Genomic DNA, 16,066 nt, shown 5'->3' with positions numbered 1-16,066 from the left:
TCTCCGCGCCCAGAAGCACCGCGGCATCGGCGGTGCGCGGGATCACAGGTGCCCCGGATCGTGGGTGCGCCGGATCTTGGGTTCGCGGCAGCGTGGATTACGTGGAGAGAGGGGTACGGACGTGGGGCGTGGAGGGCAGTCGCTGGCGAGAGTGGCCGTGAGCGTACGGGCCGGGGCGGCACCGCTGTGGTGGGCGGGGCTGGTGGCCGCGGCGGCGGGGGCGTTCGTCCCGGGGCTGACCGGGCGGCGGATCGGACTGCTGGCCGGGGCGGCGCTCTTCATCGTCACCGCGGCCGTCGTGGCACTGGCGCGCGGGAAGCGGTACGCGGAGCTGGCCCGGGGCGCCTCCCGCGCCGGGCGGGGCGACTTCCTCCAGGACCGGGCCGTGACCGTACGGGCGTGGCGGCGCGGGCGCAGGTGGTGGCTGCTGGGGGCGTTCGTCGTGGCGGTGGCGTCCTCGTTCGCGCTGCCGGGCGCGGGCGGGCTGCTGCTCGCGGGAGCGGGCGCCGGCCTCTGGGCGAAGGCCGTACGCATCGGACAGCGCGAGCGCCACGAGGACGTCCTGTACTGGGTGCGCACCGACTGGTCCGGACACGGGAGCGCGGTCGGCAAGCGGGTGAAGGCCCACCGGACCACGGGGCCGGAAGCGGGGGACGCCGCGCCGGGCGGGGCGCGGCGTCGTCGACGGTGAGGTCGGACCTTTGCCCGGTCTGACCTGTGCGCAGAGCCATGGTCTGACCTGTGCGCAGGGCCATGGTCGGCCCTGCGCGGCAGAGCTTTGCGCGGTCGGTCCTATGGGCGTCGGACCCGGGGACGGCCCCGGCTCCGGACCCGGTCAGACCTCCAGGTCCGCCTCGATCTTCTTCAGCTGGTGGCGGGCCATCGCCAGATTCGCCCGGCCCGTGTCCAGCACGAGGTAGAGGAACAGGCCGTTGCTGCCACGGGTCTTGAGCAGCCGGATCAGGTGGTACTGGGTGCTGAGCGTGATCAGGATGTCCTCGATCTCGTCCTTGACGCCCAAGTGCTCCATGGTGCGGAGCTTGGCGCGGACCACGTCGGTGTTGCCCGCGGCGGCGATCTCCAGGTTGAAGTCCTTTCCGCCGCCGAGCGTGCCCAGGGCCATCCCGCTCGTGTAGTCGACGAGGGCGACGCCCATCGCGCCCTCGATCGAGCTCATCGCTTCCTTCAGTGACGCTTCGGTGTTCGCCATGGAGGCTCGTTTCCTTTCCCTGGCCGGTCGCGGTGACCGGGGCCGATTCTGTGGTGGCTGCTGTGCGGGCCGGTGCGCGGGCTTCTGCGTGATGGCGTGAGTCCCGGTGGTGGTGGTGACGCTGCGGGTGGGGGGATCGGGCCGCCTACGTGGGGCGTTGCGGCAGGGCGCGGCTCGGCGCGGCGGTGGGGCGTGGGGGTGCGGAGCGGGCGGTGGCGGGGCGCTCGGCGCGTCCCAGCGCGGCGTCGACGAGTTCGCCGATACGGGTGCCCGCGCGGCGGCCCTCCAGATGGAGCCGGCCGACGTTGATGCGGTCCTCGGCCAGCAGGGTCAGGACGGCGGAGGAGCCCGCGGCGTAGGTGGCGATGTAGCCGTTGCCGCCGCGGACCAGCAGTTCACGGAAGTCGCCCCGGCCGGTGGCGTCGGTCATCCGGATCGCTACGCCCAGGGCGGCGGCGGTGAGTGCGGCGACGCCCTCCGCCTCGACGCCCGGGGTGTCGTGGGCCAGGACCAGCCCGTCGGTGGAGGCGGCCAGCGCCCCGGAGAGCAGCGGGACCCGGGCCCGTAACCGCTGGAGCTCGTCGTGGACCTCACGCACTTCGGCCTCGGGAACCATCAGCTGTCTCCTCCCGGCACGCTGTCTGAGCGCGCGTATCACAGGGCCTCCAATGCGTCTCGGAGCCGGCGCAGCAGGGCGATATCAGGGTCGGCCGTCACCTCGGGGAGCGTGATCCGGCCGGATGCGGAAGCGGCAGCCCGGGGCTGGTCGCGGACCGCCTCGACCAGGCCGGCCGCCGCCAGCCGCCGCAGGTCGACCAGGATGTGGAACGCCGAACGGCCCAGCGCCTGCGCGATGTCCGAGGCCGTACGGACCCCGTCGGCCAGTTCCAGCAGCCGACGCTGCCGGGCCGGGACCGGGGCGTCGGCCGGATGCGCCGCCGTCCGCCGCAGCGGGGCGCCGTCGCAGGCGGGGTCGGGCCAGATCCGGTCCAGGAACTCCCGTCTGCGCAGCGTCTCGCGCTCCACGGCGGCCACCGGGACGGGCCGCACCGGACCGATCCAGTGCGCCACCCCGTAACGGAAGCGGGCGGGCGTCCCGGTCGGGGCGAGCGCGAAGAACGCGGCGTCGTACAGCGCGCCCAGATGGCACAGCTCCAGTGCGCCGCCCGGCACGTGGCCGCTGTCCACGAGATAGCGGCCGACCCGGCGGCGCGCCCCGGCCTGCGCCACGGCGTCCCACCAGCCCTCGTGCCGCAGGGTCCCGCCGGTGGTGAGCAGGACGTCGATGCCGGGGGTGGCGGGGCTTTCGGCGTGCACCACCTGGCCGTCGGCGAGGTAGAGCGTGCCGCGGTCGCGCATCAGGGCGCCGGTGGCCCGCTCGGCGGCGAGGCGCTGGAGCATCGGGGAGAGCGCCGGGAGCCGGTCGGTCCCGGGGGCGTCGGGGGCGGCGGCTATCGCGCTCATGCCAGCACCAGCCGCTCGGCCAGCTCGCCGAGCCGCATCCGGGCGAGCGCGAGATTGCCCTCGGATCGGTCCAGCCACAGATGCAGGAAGACGCTGCTGTCGAAGGCCGTCTCGACGAACCGGAGCATGTGGTACCCGTCGTGGGTGGTGACGATGACGTCCTCGACCGGAGTGCTCGGCGAGCCCGTGGACAGGTCGCCCTCCGCGGCGAGCTGGGCGAAGGCCGGCTGTTCGGCGGTCATCCGGGCGACCTCCGCCGTCTCGGCGGCGGTCGCCTCGTGGTCGCCGTTGGGGGATTCCCCGATGGTGCCGAGGGCGAGACCGCTCGTCCAGTCGACCACCGCGGCGCCCCGGGCGCCGGGCAGCCTCATGACTTCGAGCAGGCACTCGTCGATTCCGGGCACGCGGATTTCCCCTCCCGACGCGGCGTACGGCTGTGACGCAGAGGCTACGCAACGTGCTCACGACAGGTGGAGGTTCTGGCATTTTCCTTTGGTACATGCGGCCCGCGGTGCGACCGGGCGGCTGGAATGCGGCGGCGGGGGCGGTGGACGCCGCCCCGTCAGGCGTCCGGGGCGCCGGACTTCTCGCGGGCCGGCAGCACCGCCTTGTTGAGTTGGTGACGGCGAACAGGGCGATCGGCGCGAAGAGGTTCGGCGGGAAATCGCCCCCGGGCCTCGACCACCTCCGCACCATCTCCAGCCCGCCTACAGGCCTTCTCCAGACCATCTCTGCGTACGCGATGCCGCCCGCCTCATCGATGCCTCCGAGGTCGCCTTCCGGAGCGGCCCCTGCGGGAACGGTCTGCGGGAACGACCCTGCGGAACGGCTTGCGGAACGGCTTGCGGGAACGGTCTCCGGTTCGGCTCTCGCTCGGCTCTCGCGCGATCTTCGCCCGGCATTCGGGTCGCTGGGGGAACGTGTTCCCGATTGTGGCGGCGCGGGCCCTGTTGACTACGACTATTCAGCACATCAGGATGTGAATAGATTTTCACCGTCGCGAGGAGGCACCGCCATGTCAGGACCCCGCCCCGTACGGGCACCGCGCGGCAGCGCACTGACCGCCCTGGGATGGCAGCAGGAAGCCGCCCTGCGGATGCTGCAGAACAACCTCGACCCCGAGGTCGCCGAGCACCCCGACAAGCTCGTCGTCTACGGCGGCACCGGGAAGGCGGCCCGCGACTGGCGCTCGTTCGACGCGATGGTCCGTACGCTGCAGACGCTCAAGCAGGACGAGACGATGCTCGTCCAGTCCGGCCGGCCGGTCGGCGTCATGCAGACGCACGAGTGGGCGCCGCGCGTGCTCATCGCCAACTCCAACCTGGTCGGCGACTGGGCCAACTGGGAGGAGTTCCGCCGCCTGGAGGCGCTCGGACTCACCATGTACGGCCAGATGACCGCCGGGTCCTGGATCTACATCGGCACCCAGGGCATCCTCCAGGGCACCTACGAGACCTTCGCCGCCGTCGCCGCCAAGAAGTTCGGCGGCACGCTGGCCGGGACGATCACCCTGACCGCCGGGCTCGGCGGCATGGGCGGCGCCCAGCCGCTCGCCGTCACCATGAACGACGGCGTCGCGATCTGCGTCGACTGCGACCCGCGCGCCATCGAGCGCCGGATCGAGCACCGCTTCCTGGACGTGAAGGCCGACAACCTGGAGCACGCCCTCCAGCTCGCCGTCGAGGCCCGCGACGCCCGCCGCCCGCTCTCCATCGGCCTCCTCGGCAACGCAGCCGAACTGCTGCCCCGGATGCTCGCCGAGAGCGCGCCGATCGACATCGTCACCGACCAGACCAGCGCCCACGACCCGCTGGCCTACCTGCCGCTCGGCGTCGACTTCGACGACATGGCGGACCTCGCCGCCGAGAAGCCCGCCGACTTCACCCTGCGTGCCCGCGAGTCCATGGCCCGCCACGTCGAGGCCATGGTCGGCTTCATGGACGCCGGGGCCGAGGTCTTCGACTACGGCAACTCCATCCGCGGCGAGGCCCAGCTCGCCGGCTACGACCGCGCCTTCGACTTCCCCGGCTTCGTCCCCGCCTACATCCGCCCCCTCTTCTGCGAGGGCAAGGGCCCCTTCCGCTGGGCCGCGCTGTCCGGCGAGGCGTCCGACATCCACAAGACCGACAAGGCGATGCTGGAGCTGTTCCCGGAGAACGAGTCGCTGCACCGCTGGATCAAGATGGCCGGCGAACGCGTCCACTTCCAGGGCCTGCCCGCCCGCATCTGCTGGCTCGGCTACGGCGAGCGCGACAAGGCCGGCGAGCGCTTCAACGACATGGTCGCGAGCGGCGAACTGGCCGCCCCGCTGGCCATCGGCCGCGACCACCTCGACTGCGGCTCGGTCGCCTCCCCGTACCGCGAGACCGAAGCCATGCTCGACGGCTCCGACGCCATCGCCGACTGGCCGCTCCTGAACGCCATGGTCAACGTCGCCTCCGGCGCCTCCTGGGTCTCCCTCCATCACGGCGGCGGCGTCGGCATGGGCCGCTCCATCCACGCGGGCCAGGTCTCCGTCGCGGACGGCACGAAGCTCGCGGGCGAGAAGATCCGCCGCGTGCTGACGAACGACCCGGGCATGGGCGTCATCCGCCACGTGGACGCCGGATACGACATCGCCGAAACCGTCGCCGCCGACCGGGGCGTACGCGTCCCCATGACGGAGGGCAACTGATGCCCACGGGCGCATCCACCACCGCTTCCGGTGCCCGGGAGCAGTGGCGTGCGGGTGACTCCTTCCTCTCGATGTGGCGCGAACTGGCCCCCGTCGGACGGCACCCCGACAGCGGCGGCTACCGGCGATACGCCTGGTCGGCGGCGGATCTCGACTGCCGGGCCTGGTTCCGTACGCAGGCCGAGGCGCGCGGTCTCACCCACGAGACCGACCGCAACGGCAACCAGTGGGCCTGGCTCGGCGACCCCCTGGCCGGGGACGCCGTCGTCACCGGCTCGCACCTGGACTCCGTCCCGGACGGCGGCGCCTTCGACGGCCCGCTCGGCGTGGTCTCCTCCTTCGCGGCCCTCGATGAACTCCACCGCAGGGGAGTGGAGTTCACCCGGCCGTTGGCGATCACCAACTTCGGCGACGAGGAAGGCGCACGCTTCGGCCTCGCCTGCGTCGGGTCCCGGCTCGCCGCCGGACAGCTCGCCGTCGCCGACGCCCACCGGCTGTGCGACGCGGACGGCATCACGCTGCCCGCCGCCATGGAGAAGGCCGGATACGACCCCGGGACCATCGGACCCGACCCGGAACGGCTCGCCCGGATCGGCGCGTTCGTCGAACTCCACGTCGAGCAGGGCCGCGCCCTCGACCTGACCGGCGACCCCGTCGGCATCGCCTCCGCCATCTGGCCGCACGGCCGCTGGCGGTTCGACTTCCGGGGCGAGGCCAACCACGCGGGCACCACCCGCCTCGCCGACCGCCGCGACCCGATGCTCACGTACGCGGAGACGGTCCTCGCCGCCCGCCGAGAGGCCGAACTGACCGGCGCGCTCGCCACCTTCGGCAAGATCGCGGTCGAGCCCAACGGGGTCAACGCCATCCCCTCCCTCGTACGCGGCTGGCTCGACTCCCGCGCCGCCGACCAGGCCACCCTGGACGCCGTCGTCACCGGCATCGAGCGCGCCGCCCGGGAGTACGCCGACCGGGCCGGGATCGGCCTCGACGTCGTACGCGAATCATTCACGCCGGTCGTCGAGTTCGAGCACGCCCTGCGCGACGAGCTCGGCAGGATCCTGGAGGGGGCCGGCGACACGGGGCGGCCCGTGCCCGTCCTCGGCACCGGCGCGGGCCACGATGCGGGTATTTTGTCCGCCTCGGTGCCCACCGCCATGCTCTTCGTACGGAACCCCACCGGCATCTCGCACTCACCCGCCGAGCACGCCGCCGAGGACGACTGCACGGCCGGGGTGGAGGCACTCGCCGACGTACTGGAAGGTCTCGCGTGCAGCTGACACACCGGACGACGGGCGCGCCCGTCACCGCGACGTACTGGATGGACCACGCCTGGCTCGGCACCCACGTCGAGCCGGGCGTCACCCTGGACGTCGCGGGCGGCCGCATCGCCGGGATCAGGACCGGCGTCGGGGCACCGCCGCCCGGCGCGACCGCACTGCGCGGCCTGACCCTCCCCGGCCTCGCCAACACCCACTCCCACGCCTTCCACCGGGCTCTGCGCGCCACCGTCCAGGTCGGCTCGGGCACCTTCTGGACCTGGCGCGAGCTGATGTACCGCACGGCCTCCCGGCTCACCCCGGACACCTACTTCGACCTGGCCCGCGCCACGTACGCCGAAATGGCCCTGGCCGGCATCACCTCCGTCGGCGAATTCCACTATCTGCACCACGCCCCCGGCGGCACCCCCTACGCCAACCCGAACGCCATGGGCGAGGCGCTGATCGCGGCCGCCGCCGAGGCCGGGATCCGGATCACCCTGCTGGACACCGCCTATCTCGCCGCCGGATTCGGCGAGAAGCCCAACCGGCACCAGCTGCGCTTCTCCGACATCACCGCCGAGGCCTGGGCGGAGCGCGCCTCCCTCCTCAAGGGCGACGACCACACCCTGATCGGCGCGGCCGTCCACTCCGTCCGGGCGGTCCCGGCCGACCAGCTGGCCACCGTCGCGCAGTGGGCGGAGGAGCGCGAGGCCCCGCTGCACGTCCACCTCTCCGAGCAGACGGCGGAGAACGACGCCTGCCAGGCCGCCCACGGCCGCACCCCCACCCGGCTGCTGGCCGACCACGGAGTCCTCGGCCCGCGCACCACCGGCATCCACAACACGCACCTGACCGAGGCGGACATCGAACTGCTGGGGTCCTCGGCCACCGGCACCTGCATGTGCCCCACCACCGAACGCGACCTGGCCGACGGCATCGGCCCCGCCGCCGCCCTCCAGAAGGCGGGCTCGCCGCTCTCGCTGGGCAGCGACAGCCACGCCGTGATCGACCTCTTCGAAGAGGCCCGCGCGATGGAGCTCAACGAGCGTCTGCGCACGCACATCCGCGGCCACTGGACGGCCGCCGCCCTGCTCCGGGCCGCCTCCGCCGACGGGCACACCGCACTCGGCCGCCCCGAAGCGGGAGTGCTGGAGCCGGGCGCCCCCGCCGATCTGACCACCGTCGCCCTGGACTCCGTCAGGACGGCCGGGCCGGTGCCCCGACTGGCAGCGGAGAGCGCCGTATTCGCCGCCTCCGCCGCTGATGTGCGGCACACGGTCGTGGCGGGCCGGCACATCGTCCGGGACGGCCGTCACGCGCAGATCGAGGACGTGCCCCGGGCGCTGGCCGAGGCCGTGGCCGCCCTGCACGGCTGACCGCACCGCGAACGAGCCCCGACCACCCCGCCCCTTCCCGACGCCCGGAGCAGCCACCGGCACCCCTGACGCTCCGGGCGCCAGGGGGTGTCCCCCCGACCGGACACCCCTTGGCGCAACGCAAGGAGAACAGCCACACGATGACGACCACCGCCGTCACCCACATCGCCAGCCTGGTCACCAATGACCCCTCCCTCGGTAACGGGACCCCCCTGGGCCTGATCCAGGACGCGGCCGTCGTCATCGAGGGCGACCGCATCGTCTGGACCGGTGAATCCAGCAAAGCACCCGCCACTGACAACGTCCTCGACGCGGCCGGCCGCGCGGTGATCCCGGGCTTCGTCGACTCCCACTCCCACCTGGTCTTCGCGGGCGACCGCACCCAGGAGTTCAACGCCCGGATGTCCGGGCAGCCCTACCGCGCGGGCGGCATCCGCACCACCGTCGCCGCCACCCGGGCCGCCTCCGACGAGGAGCTCTCCGCCAACGTCGCCCGCTATCTCGCCGAGGCCCTGCGTCAGGGCACCACCACCTTCGAGACCAAGTCCGGCTACGGGCTCACCGTCGAGGACGAGGCCCGCGCCCTGCGGATCGCCGCCCGCCACACCGACGAGGTCACCTACCTCGGCGCCCACATCGTGTCCCCCGACTACGCCGACGACCCCGCCGGGTACGTCGACCTGGTCACCGGCCCGATGCTGGAGGCCTGCGCCCCGCACGCCCGCTGGATCGACGTGTTCTGCGAGCAGGGCGCCTTCGACGACGACCAGGCCCGCGCCATCCTCACGGCGGGACGCGCCAGGGGGCTGCACCCCCGTATCCACGCCAACCAGCTGACCTACGGGCCCGGTGTCCAGCTCGCCGTCGAGCTCGACGCCGCATCGGCCGACCACTGCACCCACCTCACCGACGCGGACGTCGACGCGCTCGGCCAGGGCAGCACGGTGGCGACCCTGCTCCCGGGCGCGGAGTTCTCCACCCGCGCCACCTGGCCCGACGCCCGCCGCCTCCTCGACGCGGGGGCCACCGTCGCACTCTCCACGGACTGCAACCCCGGCTCGTCGTTCACCTCGTCCGTGCCGTTCTGCATCGCGCTGGCCGTGCGCGACATGGGGATGACCCCGGACGAGGCGATCTGGTCGGCCACCGCCGGCGGGGCCGCCGCCCTGCGACGTACCGACATCGGCCGGATCACCCCCGGCGCCCGAGCCGACCTGGTCCTCCTCGACGCCCCCAGCCACGTCCACCTCGCCTACCGCCCGGGGGTCCCGCTGGTCAGCGCGGTCTGGCGGAGCGGACAGCGGATGGTGTGACGGGCGGTCAGGGTGACGGGCGGTCAGGGTGCCGGTGTCGGGGTCCAGTCGGCCTTCGGCCACGCGTACGCGTCGAAGCCGGTGGGGAGCTTCCCGCAGTCCGCGTAGGTGCTGACGGCGTACGTTCCCGTCTCCCGGTACCAGTGCGCGTACACGAGGTCCCCGTTGTCCGGGTTCCGGAAGCGGAAGCCCGGCCTGTCGACGCGGGTGTCGACGAAGGTCCAGCCTTCGTGTTCCAGCCGTGCCCGCATCCGGTGCAGGCCGGACCGGGCGACGTCCTCCGGGAGCGCCGTGACCCGCCAGTCGAGACCGAAGCTCCTGACGTCCGGGCGGCCCTGGTCGATGTGGGCCAGGCTCCGCAGCCCTCGGTAGTAACAGGTGCCCGTCTCCACCCGGACGGGGCCCACCTCGGGTCTGCCGGGCAACGCGGCCTCGTCGTAGGCGCGTTGGGCCTGGTCCTTGAGCCGGGAGGCGGCGCGGTCGGGGTCGGCCTTCGGATACGGCGTCCCGTTCCACAGCCGGACGAGTGCGGCGACCGTGGCCGCCGCTGCGAGCGCGGCGCAGGGCGCGGGCGGCGCGGGATCCGGGAAGGCGCGGACGAGGCAGGAGACGTCGGCGGGGGGCCGTGCGGTACCAGGAGCGGGGCCGGGAGCGGAGCTGGGGCCGGGGCGCGTTCATGATCGAACGCTATGAGCCGGCGGTTACCGGACGCCTCCGGTGGCGTACTCGGCGTGGATGAGCAGCCGGTCCGGCCCCGGCGCACCGCCCCCACACGCGGAAGGACCCGCTCCCGGTATCCGGGGCGGGTCCTTCCGCGGTGCTCGACGGCCCGGGGGAGCCCCGTGGCGGGGCGGCGGGGCCGGGTCGGGTCATTCCTCCAGGGTCAGACCCCTGCGGAGCTTCGTCAGCGTCCGGGAGAGCAGCCGGGACACGTGCATCTGCGAGATGTTCAGCTCCTCGCCGATCTCCGACTGCGTCATGTTGCTGACGAAGCGGAGCGAGAGGATCATCCGGTCCCGGGAGGGCAGCGCGGCGATCAGCGGCTTCAGCGACTCGACGTACTCGATGCCTTCGAGTCCGTGGTCCTCGTAGCCGATGCGGTCCGCGAGCGCGCCCTCGTGGTCGTCCTCCTCGGGCTTGGCGTCCAGCGAGCTCGCGGTGTACGCGTTGCTCGCGGACATGCCCTCGACGACCTCGTCCGGCGTGATGCCGAGGCGCTCGGACAGCTCCGCCACGGTGGGCGCGCGGTCCAGCTGCTGGGAGAGCTCGTCGCCCGCCTTCGCCAGGTCGAGCCGCAGCTCCTGGAGTCGGCGCGGCACGCGCACGGACCAGCTGGTGTCACGGAAGAAACGCTTGATCTCGCCGACGATCGTCGGCATCGCGAAGGTGGGGAACTCCACCCCGCGGCTCAGCTCGAACCGGTCGATCGCCTTGATCAGGCCGATGGTGCCGACCTGGACGATGTCCTCCATGGGCTCGCTGCGGGAGCGAAACCGGGAGGCGGCGAACTTGACGAGCGCGAGGTTCAGCTCGACGAGGGTGTTGCGTACGTAGCTGTACTCGTGGGTGCCCTCTTCGAGGGACTCCAGCCGCTCGAAGAGCGTCTTCGACAGGGCCCTGGCGTCCAGAGCGCCCACTTCGGCGTAGGGCGGGATCTCGGGAAGCCCTTCGAGCCCCTCGCACGCCGTGCCGGAGAAGTCTGAGGTGATGCCGGTGGTGCTGGTGGTGCTGGTGGTGCCGGAGGCACTGGCGGTGGTGCTGGTGGTGCTGGTGCGCGGGCCGGGGACGGCGCTCGCGGCGGGGGAGTCGGAATTGGTCGGTCCCTGAGGACATGCCGACGACGCGTTGTGGGTACGCGCTTCGTCGAGCCGGGGTGACATGGTTCTCCTCCATCGTTCTCGGCATATGGCTGCCGATGCCCATACGTGTTCCTGCGGTGAAGCGGCGCCTCCAAAGCCGGTCGTGTTTCGGGTGTACCTCTACCCATACCCGGTCCTGGCCAGCAGTGACAAGCGCCAATTGATGCGATATGTCCGGTTTGTTGAGGTCTCCGACTACCGCGTGGCGAACGGAACGCGTACTGTTTTACGCACGTCGGCGGCAGCTACGCATACAGCCGCACAGGCAGTGACGCGCACAGTGACGAACGGCGAAGAGGGACAGGCATGGACCGCGGGACGGTCGGCAGTGCGAACCGGGGTCGGCTTCAGGTCGAGGCCCGGACCGAGGGGCGCAGCGAGGTCGTGACACCGGTGGGTGAGCTCGATCACCACACCGCCGATCTGCTGCGCGAGCCCCTGGAGAATGCGGTCGAGCAGGGGCGGTCGCGCCTGGTGGTCGACTGCTCCCGCCTGGATTTCTGCGATTCCACCGGGCTGAACGTGCTGCTCGGCGCCCGCCTCAAGGCGGAGGCGGCCGGTGGAGGGGTTCATCTGGCCGGAATGCTGCCCGTCGTGGCGAGAGTGTTCGAGATCACCGGCGCCGAGGCGGTCTTCACCGTCCATGCCACGCTCGAAGAGGCCCTGGCCACCTGACCTGCTGTGAGCGTGCGACCGGGGGCGTTCCCGATGTCGGCTGTGTCACGCGATCGTGTGCCCCAAGTGGGTGTTGTTGCGAAACGGCAGGGCAGGAGACACCCCGGCGGCACCCCGCGGGGGCACCGGCACATTCGGTAACTGATCACTATCTGTTCAACGGCGACATGGCGACATGGCGAATCGGTGAGGTGAAGCGCTGATGAGCACCACCCGGCAGCATCCGCCGGGCGACCTCGGTCGCGAGCCGGACGCAGCGGGCGCAGCCTCGCCCGTCCCGGCCGAGCGGCAGTGGCGCACGCTCTCACTCGGACAGGCCGGCGGCATCGTTCCGACGGCCCGCGACTTCGCCCGGCAGGCGCTGCACGACTGGGGCTGGCTCCCGGCGTCGAGCGCGGACCGCCGGGCCGCCGCCGAGGACGTCCTGCTGGTCGTCTCCGAGCTGGTGACCAACGCCTGTCTGCACGCGGAGGGCCCCGAGGAACTCCGGATCGGCCACACCTCCAAGGTGCTGCGGGTGGAGGTCGTCGACCGGGGAGCGGGACAGCCCGCACCCCGTACGCCGCACCGCGCCGGGCGGCCCGGGGGGCACGGCATGTTCATCGTGCAGCGTCTCTGCCTCGACTGGGGTGTCGTGCGTACGCCGGACGCCCCGGGCAAGACCGTCTGGGCGGAGCTCGCCGCCCCCGCCTAGGCGGCACCCCGACGAAATACCGCCGAGACCCCCGAGATTCCCGAGGTCGCCGAGATCCCCGGCGGCCTTCGATCGTCGGCGGTCCGAGGGTCCGTGGACCTCCTTCCCCACGCCGAAGAGCGGATGCCGGATCGGCGCGCTCTTTGTCTTCCCTCCATCAGGCCCCCGGCGTACCTTGGCGCCACATCTGATGTGCCGTCAGCAATGCGGGCCCGTGCGAGTCGTGGTGCGCGGCGGCGTCCGGCATGAGGGGAACACGAGGTGTCGAACCAGAAGCGGACAACTCTCGCGCTGGCGGCTGCGCTGGCAGGCTCGATCGTGATGGCGGGCGCGCCCGCCGCGCACGCCGAGGTCGTGGACGTCGACTACCAGTGCGTGACGCCCATCGGGCCCAAAGGGGCGGTCTCGCCCATCGATATCAAGGGCGTCAAGAGCGGCGACGGCTACAAGCTCACCATGTCCTTCCGCGAGGGCGTCTCCTCCAGCCCGGTCGAGCTGGGCAAAGGGGCCATGAACCCGAGCGCCGTCATCGAGCTGGGCGGCGCGGAGCAGGGCAAGGTCCAGGTCTCCGGCCCGGCGAACGCCGAGGCGATTCCGGCCGACACCCCCATCAAGATCGGTGACTTGTCGGGGACGTACACCCCGAAGAAGGGCGGCAAGGTCACCTTCACCGCCGGGGTCCTCACGATCAAGGCCCTCGGTACGACCACCACCTGTACGCCCAAGAACAGCCCCGGCCCCTCCCTCGAACTCGACGTCCAGGGGGCGGGCGGTTCATCGGGCGGCGGTTCCACCGGAGGCGGTTCCACGGGTGGCACCACCACCGGCGGCTCGACCGGCGGCACTTCGGGAGGCGGCGAACTTCCCCGCACCGGTCCGCTGGACTCGGCGGCGGCGCTCGGCACACTCGGCGGCACCGTGCTGCTGACCGGGGCGGCAGGTGTGCTCTGGCTGACCCGGCGAGGACAGCGCTCAGCAGGCTGATCACGGCAGCCGCAGTGCTCGGCAGGCTGATCACGGCAGCCACAGCGCGTATGCCGGCACGGCACGTATGGCGCGTACGCCGGCACGGCACCTACAGCACATCCGGCGCACGCCCATCGCACGAAGCGTCCGCCCGTACGAAGCGCACGGCAGCGCCATCGGCGCCGGAAGGCAGAGGAGCCGCCCATGTCGCCACCCACCCCGCGTCTCCGCCGGACGCTGCCCGCTCTCACGGCGCTGCCCGCTCTCACGGCGCTGCCCGCTCTCACGGCGGTGCTCGCCGCGCTGCTGTGTGCGCTCACGTTGCTTCCGGCAGCCGCAGCCGCAGCCGCAGCCGCCGCCGGGAGCGACGACAACGGCCCGGTGGACTGGACGGCCCGGCCCGCAGGCGGCGGCGCCGGCCGGGACGCCAGGCCGTACGTCTATCTGGAGGGCACCCCCGGCACGGTCCTCCAGGACCGCCTCTCGGTGACCAACTCCGGCCGCGCCCCGCTGACCGTACGTCTGCGGGGCGACGGCCGGGCCGGGGCCTGGATCCGGTTCGCCGCGGACACGGTCACCGTGCCGGCCCGGACCCGCGCCGAGGTGCCGCTCGCCCTCACGGTGCCGCCCGACGCGGTGCCCGGCGACGCCTCCGGGGCGGTCGTGGCCGTCGACGGGGGCGAGGAGGTCCGCGTACCGGTCCGGGTCCGGATCGGCGGCCCGACGCTGGCGGCGCTCTCCGTCGAGGACGTCGAGATATCCGGCGGGACGATTCGGTACGCCCTGGTCAACCGGGGCAACGCAACGCTGAAGCCCCGGCTGGCGGTGCGCGTCGACGGGGTGTTCGGCACGCTGCTGGACCGCCCGGAACGGCTCCTGCCGCTGGAGCTGGCCCCCGGCCGGCGGGTGGAGCGGACCGAGCCCTGGCCCGACGCCCCGGTCCTGGACGCGGTCACGGTACGGCTGCGGGTCACCGCTTCGGGGGGCGCCCGGGACGAGGCCGAGGGCTCGGCGACGTACATCCCGGTGGCCCCGGTCGTCGGCGGCGGGCTGCTGCTCCTCGGCGGCCTGGCCGTGCTCGGCTCCGGTGCGTACCGGCGGCGACGCACCCGGCGCGGGGCCCCGGGCAGCACGGAAGCCGCCGGTGATCGGCAACCGGCCGCAGAGACGAGGCCTGTGGTGAAGGCGAGATCTCTGGTGACGGAGGGAGCGGAATCGTGACGCAGCAGCCCGGCCCCGAAGCCTCGCGGCGCACCGGCCACCCCCGGAACGGAGCGATCCGGGCCCCGGCCCCGGCCCCAGCCCCGATCCCGACCCCGGCCTCGCCCCGGACCGCGATCCCGACCCAGAACCCGGCCCCGAATCCGCCCCCGCTTCCAGCCCCGCCCCCGCTCCCGGCCCCCTCCCGCCCCGCCGCGTCGCCCGTCCTCCTGTTCCTGGCCGTCCTGCTGGTGCTCCTGCCCGCCCTGTTCGTCCTGGCCGCACCGGGCGCGCGGGCGGCCGACGGCGACCCCACCGTCACCCTGTCCACGAAGGAGGCGGGCAAGGGCGGGGAGATCACCGTCAGCGGCAGCGGCTGGCGTACCGAGGCGTTGCTGATGCTGCTGATCTGCGGGCAGTCCTCGCCGGAGCGGGGCGTGATCGGCGGTACCAACTCCTGCGCCAACGCCGACGGCCGCGCTGTCACGACCGACAAGAAGGGCGCCTTCAGCAAGAAGCTGCCGGTCGCCGAACCACCGAAGCCGTGCCCCTGTGTGGTGCACGTCGCCACGGTGACGGGTGAACAGGCCCTGGCCGACGTGGTGTTCGCGGTCGCGGGCCATCCCGCGGCGGAGCTGCCCCAGCAGACCGGCGGCGGGAAGCTCGCGGTGCTGGCCACCACCCGGCTGGACGGCGACAGCTCCCTGCTCACCTGGTTCGGGGCCCCGCCCGCCCGCCGACTCGTCTTCACCGTGGGCAATCTCGGGTCGGCCCCCGTCAAGGACCCCGTCTTCGAGATCGGCACCGCGCACGGCGTCTACGCGCCGCAGTGGGAGGAACGCCAGTGGCGCGGCACGGTCGCCCCCGGCGGCAAGGCGCAGATCAAGCTGCCGGTCGAACTGCCGGCGGGCGCGCACGGCGACTACCAGGTTTCCCTGCGGTACGGGCAGAAGGTGCTGGCCGAGCAGCCGTGGGGGGTCGGCCGCCCCTGGGGCGTCACGCTCTTCTGGGTCCTGCTCTGCCTGGTCGTCCCGGCGGCCGTCTTCCGTATCGGCATGGCGGTCGTGGACAAGGTGCGGCCCCGCCCCGTCGGTTCGCACCGTACGCGTACGCCGGCCAGGTGGACGATGCCGGGGAGGCGCAGGGGCACGCGCGACCGGCACGGCACGGGCGTCGGCCACGACCCGCGTCCGTACGACACGAACACCGACACGAACACCGGCGAAAGCACCCATACGAACACCGACTCAAACGCCGAGACGAACACCGACTCAAACGCGAACACGGCCGTGCTGCCGTGGTTCACCCCGGATTCCGCACCGTCGGAGAACCGACCCCGACCCCGACCCACGACGAAGGGACAAGCGTGAGCA

General features: G+C 72.8%; 16 protein-coding genes. 10 read left to right on the top strand and 6 right to left on the bottom strand.

Going from position 1 to position 16,066, the window contains the following annotated elements:
- The first annotated feature begins 151 nt into the window (after positions 1-151).
- Positions 152-691 (top strand): hypothetical protein, encoded by a 540-nt coding sequence (locus ACGF2Y_RS15645; protein WP_392947280.1) that lies wholly within the window; start codon positions 152-154, stop codon positions 689-691.
- A 144-nt stretch (positions 692-835) separates the two neighbouring features.
- Here ACGF2Y_RS15645 and ACGF2Y_RS15640 read toward each other — a convergent pair whose 3' ends face one another.
- The 4 genes from ACGF2Y_RS15640 to ACGF2Y_RS15625 form a co-directional block, all read right to left on the bottom strand.
- The gene (locus tag ACGF2Y_RS15640) at positions 836-1,210 is read right to left on the bottom strand and encodes a hypothetical protein (RefSeq protein WP_392946941.1); all 375 of its coding nucleotides are present in this window, start codon (positions 1,208-1,210) and stop codon (positions 836-838) included.
- 145 nt (positions 1,211-1,355) lie between these two features.
- Positions 1,356-1,826, bottom strand: a complete 471-nt coding sequence (locus ACGF2Y_RS15635; RefSeq protein WP_392946939.1) for a roadblock/LC7 domain-containing protein — start codon at positions 1,824-1,826, stop codon at positions 1,356-1,358.
- 38 nt (positions 1,827-1,864) lie between these two features.
- A complete protein-coding gene (locus ACGF2Y_RS15630) occupies positions 1,865-2,674 on the bottom strand; it encodes a winged helix-turn-helix domain-containing protein (RefSeq protein ID WP_392946936.1) in 810 nt (269 codons plus the stop codon).
- Complete coding sequence (locus tag ACGF2Y_RS15625; RefSeq protein WP_392946934.1) at positions 2,671-3,078, bottom strand: hypothetical protein; 408 nt, start codon at positions 3,076-3,078, stop codon at positions 2,671-2,673. Before ACGF2Y_RS15625 ends, ACGF2Y_RS15630 begins: the two co-directional genes overlap by 4 nt.
- A gap of 611 nt (positions 3,079-3,689) precedes the next feature.
- On the opposite strand from ACGF2Y_RS15625, the gene hutU reads away from it, so the two are divergent.
- The 4 genes from hutU to hutI all read left to right on the top strand — a co-directional run bounded on the left by hutU (position 3,690) and on the right by hutI (position 9,299).
- The gene (gene hutU, locus ACGF2Y_RS15620) at positions 3,690-5,348 is read left to right on the top strand and encodes a urocanate hydratase (protein WP_392946932.1); all 1,659 of its coding nucleotides are present in this window, start codon (positions 3,690-3,692) and stop codon (positions 5,346-5,348) included.
- Entirely contained in the window at positions 5,348-6,628 is a 1,281-nt protein-coding gene (locus tag ACGF2Y_RS15615; protein ID WP_392946929.1) for an allantoate amidohydrolase, read from the top strand. The genes hutU and ACGF2Y_RS15615 overlap by 1 nt, the downstream gene beginning before the upstream one ends.
- Positions 6,619-7,986, top strand: a complete 1,368-nt coding sequence (locus tag ACGF2Y_RS15610; protein WP_392946926.1) for a formimidoylglutamate deiminase — start codon at positions 6,619-6,621, stop codon at positions 7,984-7,986. Before ACGF2Y_RS15615 ends, ACGF2Y_RS15610 begins: the two co-directional genes overlap by 10 nt.
- 140 nt (positions 7,987-8,126) lie before the next feature.
- Positions 8,127-9,299 (top strand): imidazolonepropionase, encoded by a 1,173-nt coding sequence (hutI, locus tag ACGF2Y_RS15605; protein ID WP_392946923.1) that lies wholly within the window; start codon positions 8,127-8,129, stop codon positions 9,297-9,299.
- A gap of 23 nt (positions 9,300-9,322) precedes the next feature.
- Here the strand turns inward: hutI and ACGF2Y_RS15600 are convergent, their stop codons facing one another.
- Complete coding sequence (locus ACGF2Y_RS15600) at positions 9,323-9,724, bottom strand: hypothetical protein (protein WP_392946921.1); 402 nt, start codon at positions 9,722-9,724, stop codon at positions 9,323-9,325.
- 444 nt (positions 9,725-10,168) lie between these two features.
- Positions 10,169-11,179 carry an RNA polymerase sigma factor SigF gene (locus tag ACGF2Y_RS15595; protein WP_392946918.1) on the bottom strand — a complete coding sequence of 337 codons (1,011 nt, stop codon included), beginning with the start codon at positions 11,177-11,179 and terminating at the stop codon, positions 10,169-10,171.
- 285 nt (positions 11,180-11,464) lie between these two features.
- On the opposite strand from ACGF2Y_RS15595, the gene ACGF2Y_RS15590 reads away from it, so the two are divergent.
- The 5 genes from ACGF2Y_RS15590 to ACGF2Y_RS15570 all read left to right on the top strand — a co-directional run bounded on the left by ACGF2Y_RS15590 (position 11,465) and on the right by ACGF2Y_RS15570 (position 16,063).
- Positions 11,465-11,833 (top strand): STAS domain-containing protein, encoded by a 369-nt coding sequence (locus ACGF2Y_RS15590; RefSeq protein ID WP_118899212.1) that lies wholly within the window; start codon positions 11,465-11,467, stop codon positions 11,831-11,833.
- 202 nt (positions 11,834-12,035) lie between these two features.
- A complete protein-coding gene (locus ACGF2Y_RS15585; protein ID WP_392946915.1) occupies positions 12,036-12,527 on the top strand; it encodes an ATP-binding protein in 492 nt (163 codons plus the stop codon).
- A gap of 261 nt (positions 12,528-12,788) precedes the next feature.
- Positions 12,789-13,511, top strand: coding sequence for a peptidase (locus tag ACGF2Y_RS15580; protein ID WP_392946912.1), 723 nt, complete (start codon positions 12,789-12,791; stop codon positions 13,509-13,511).
- Positions 13,512-13,697: 186 nt separating this feature from the next.
- Positions 13,698-14,714, top strand: coding sequence for a hypothetical protein (locus ACGF2Y_RS15575; protein ID WP_392946909.1), 1,017 nt, complete (start codon positions 13,698-13,700; stop codon positions 14,712-14,714).
- A gap of 215 nt (positions 14,715-14,929) precedes the next feature.
- A complete protein-coding gene (locus ACGF2Y_RS15570) occupies positions 14,930-16,063 on the top strand; it encodes a hypothetical protein (protein ID WP_392947277.1) in 1,134 nt (377 codons plus the stop codon).
- Positions 16,064-16,066 lie beyond the last annotated feature (3 nt).

The sequence above is a fragment of the Streptomyces sp. NPDC048142 genome, assembly GCF_043202835.1.
In the GTDB taxonomy this organism is placed as follows: Bacteria; Actinomycetota; Actinomycetes; order Streptomycetales; family Streptomycetaceae; genus Streptomyces.
The sequence above is the reverse complement of the archived record's forward strand: the minus strand, read 5'-3'. Positions and strand labels throughout refer to the sequence as shown.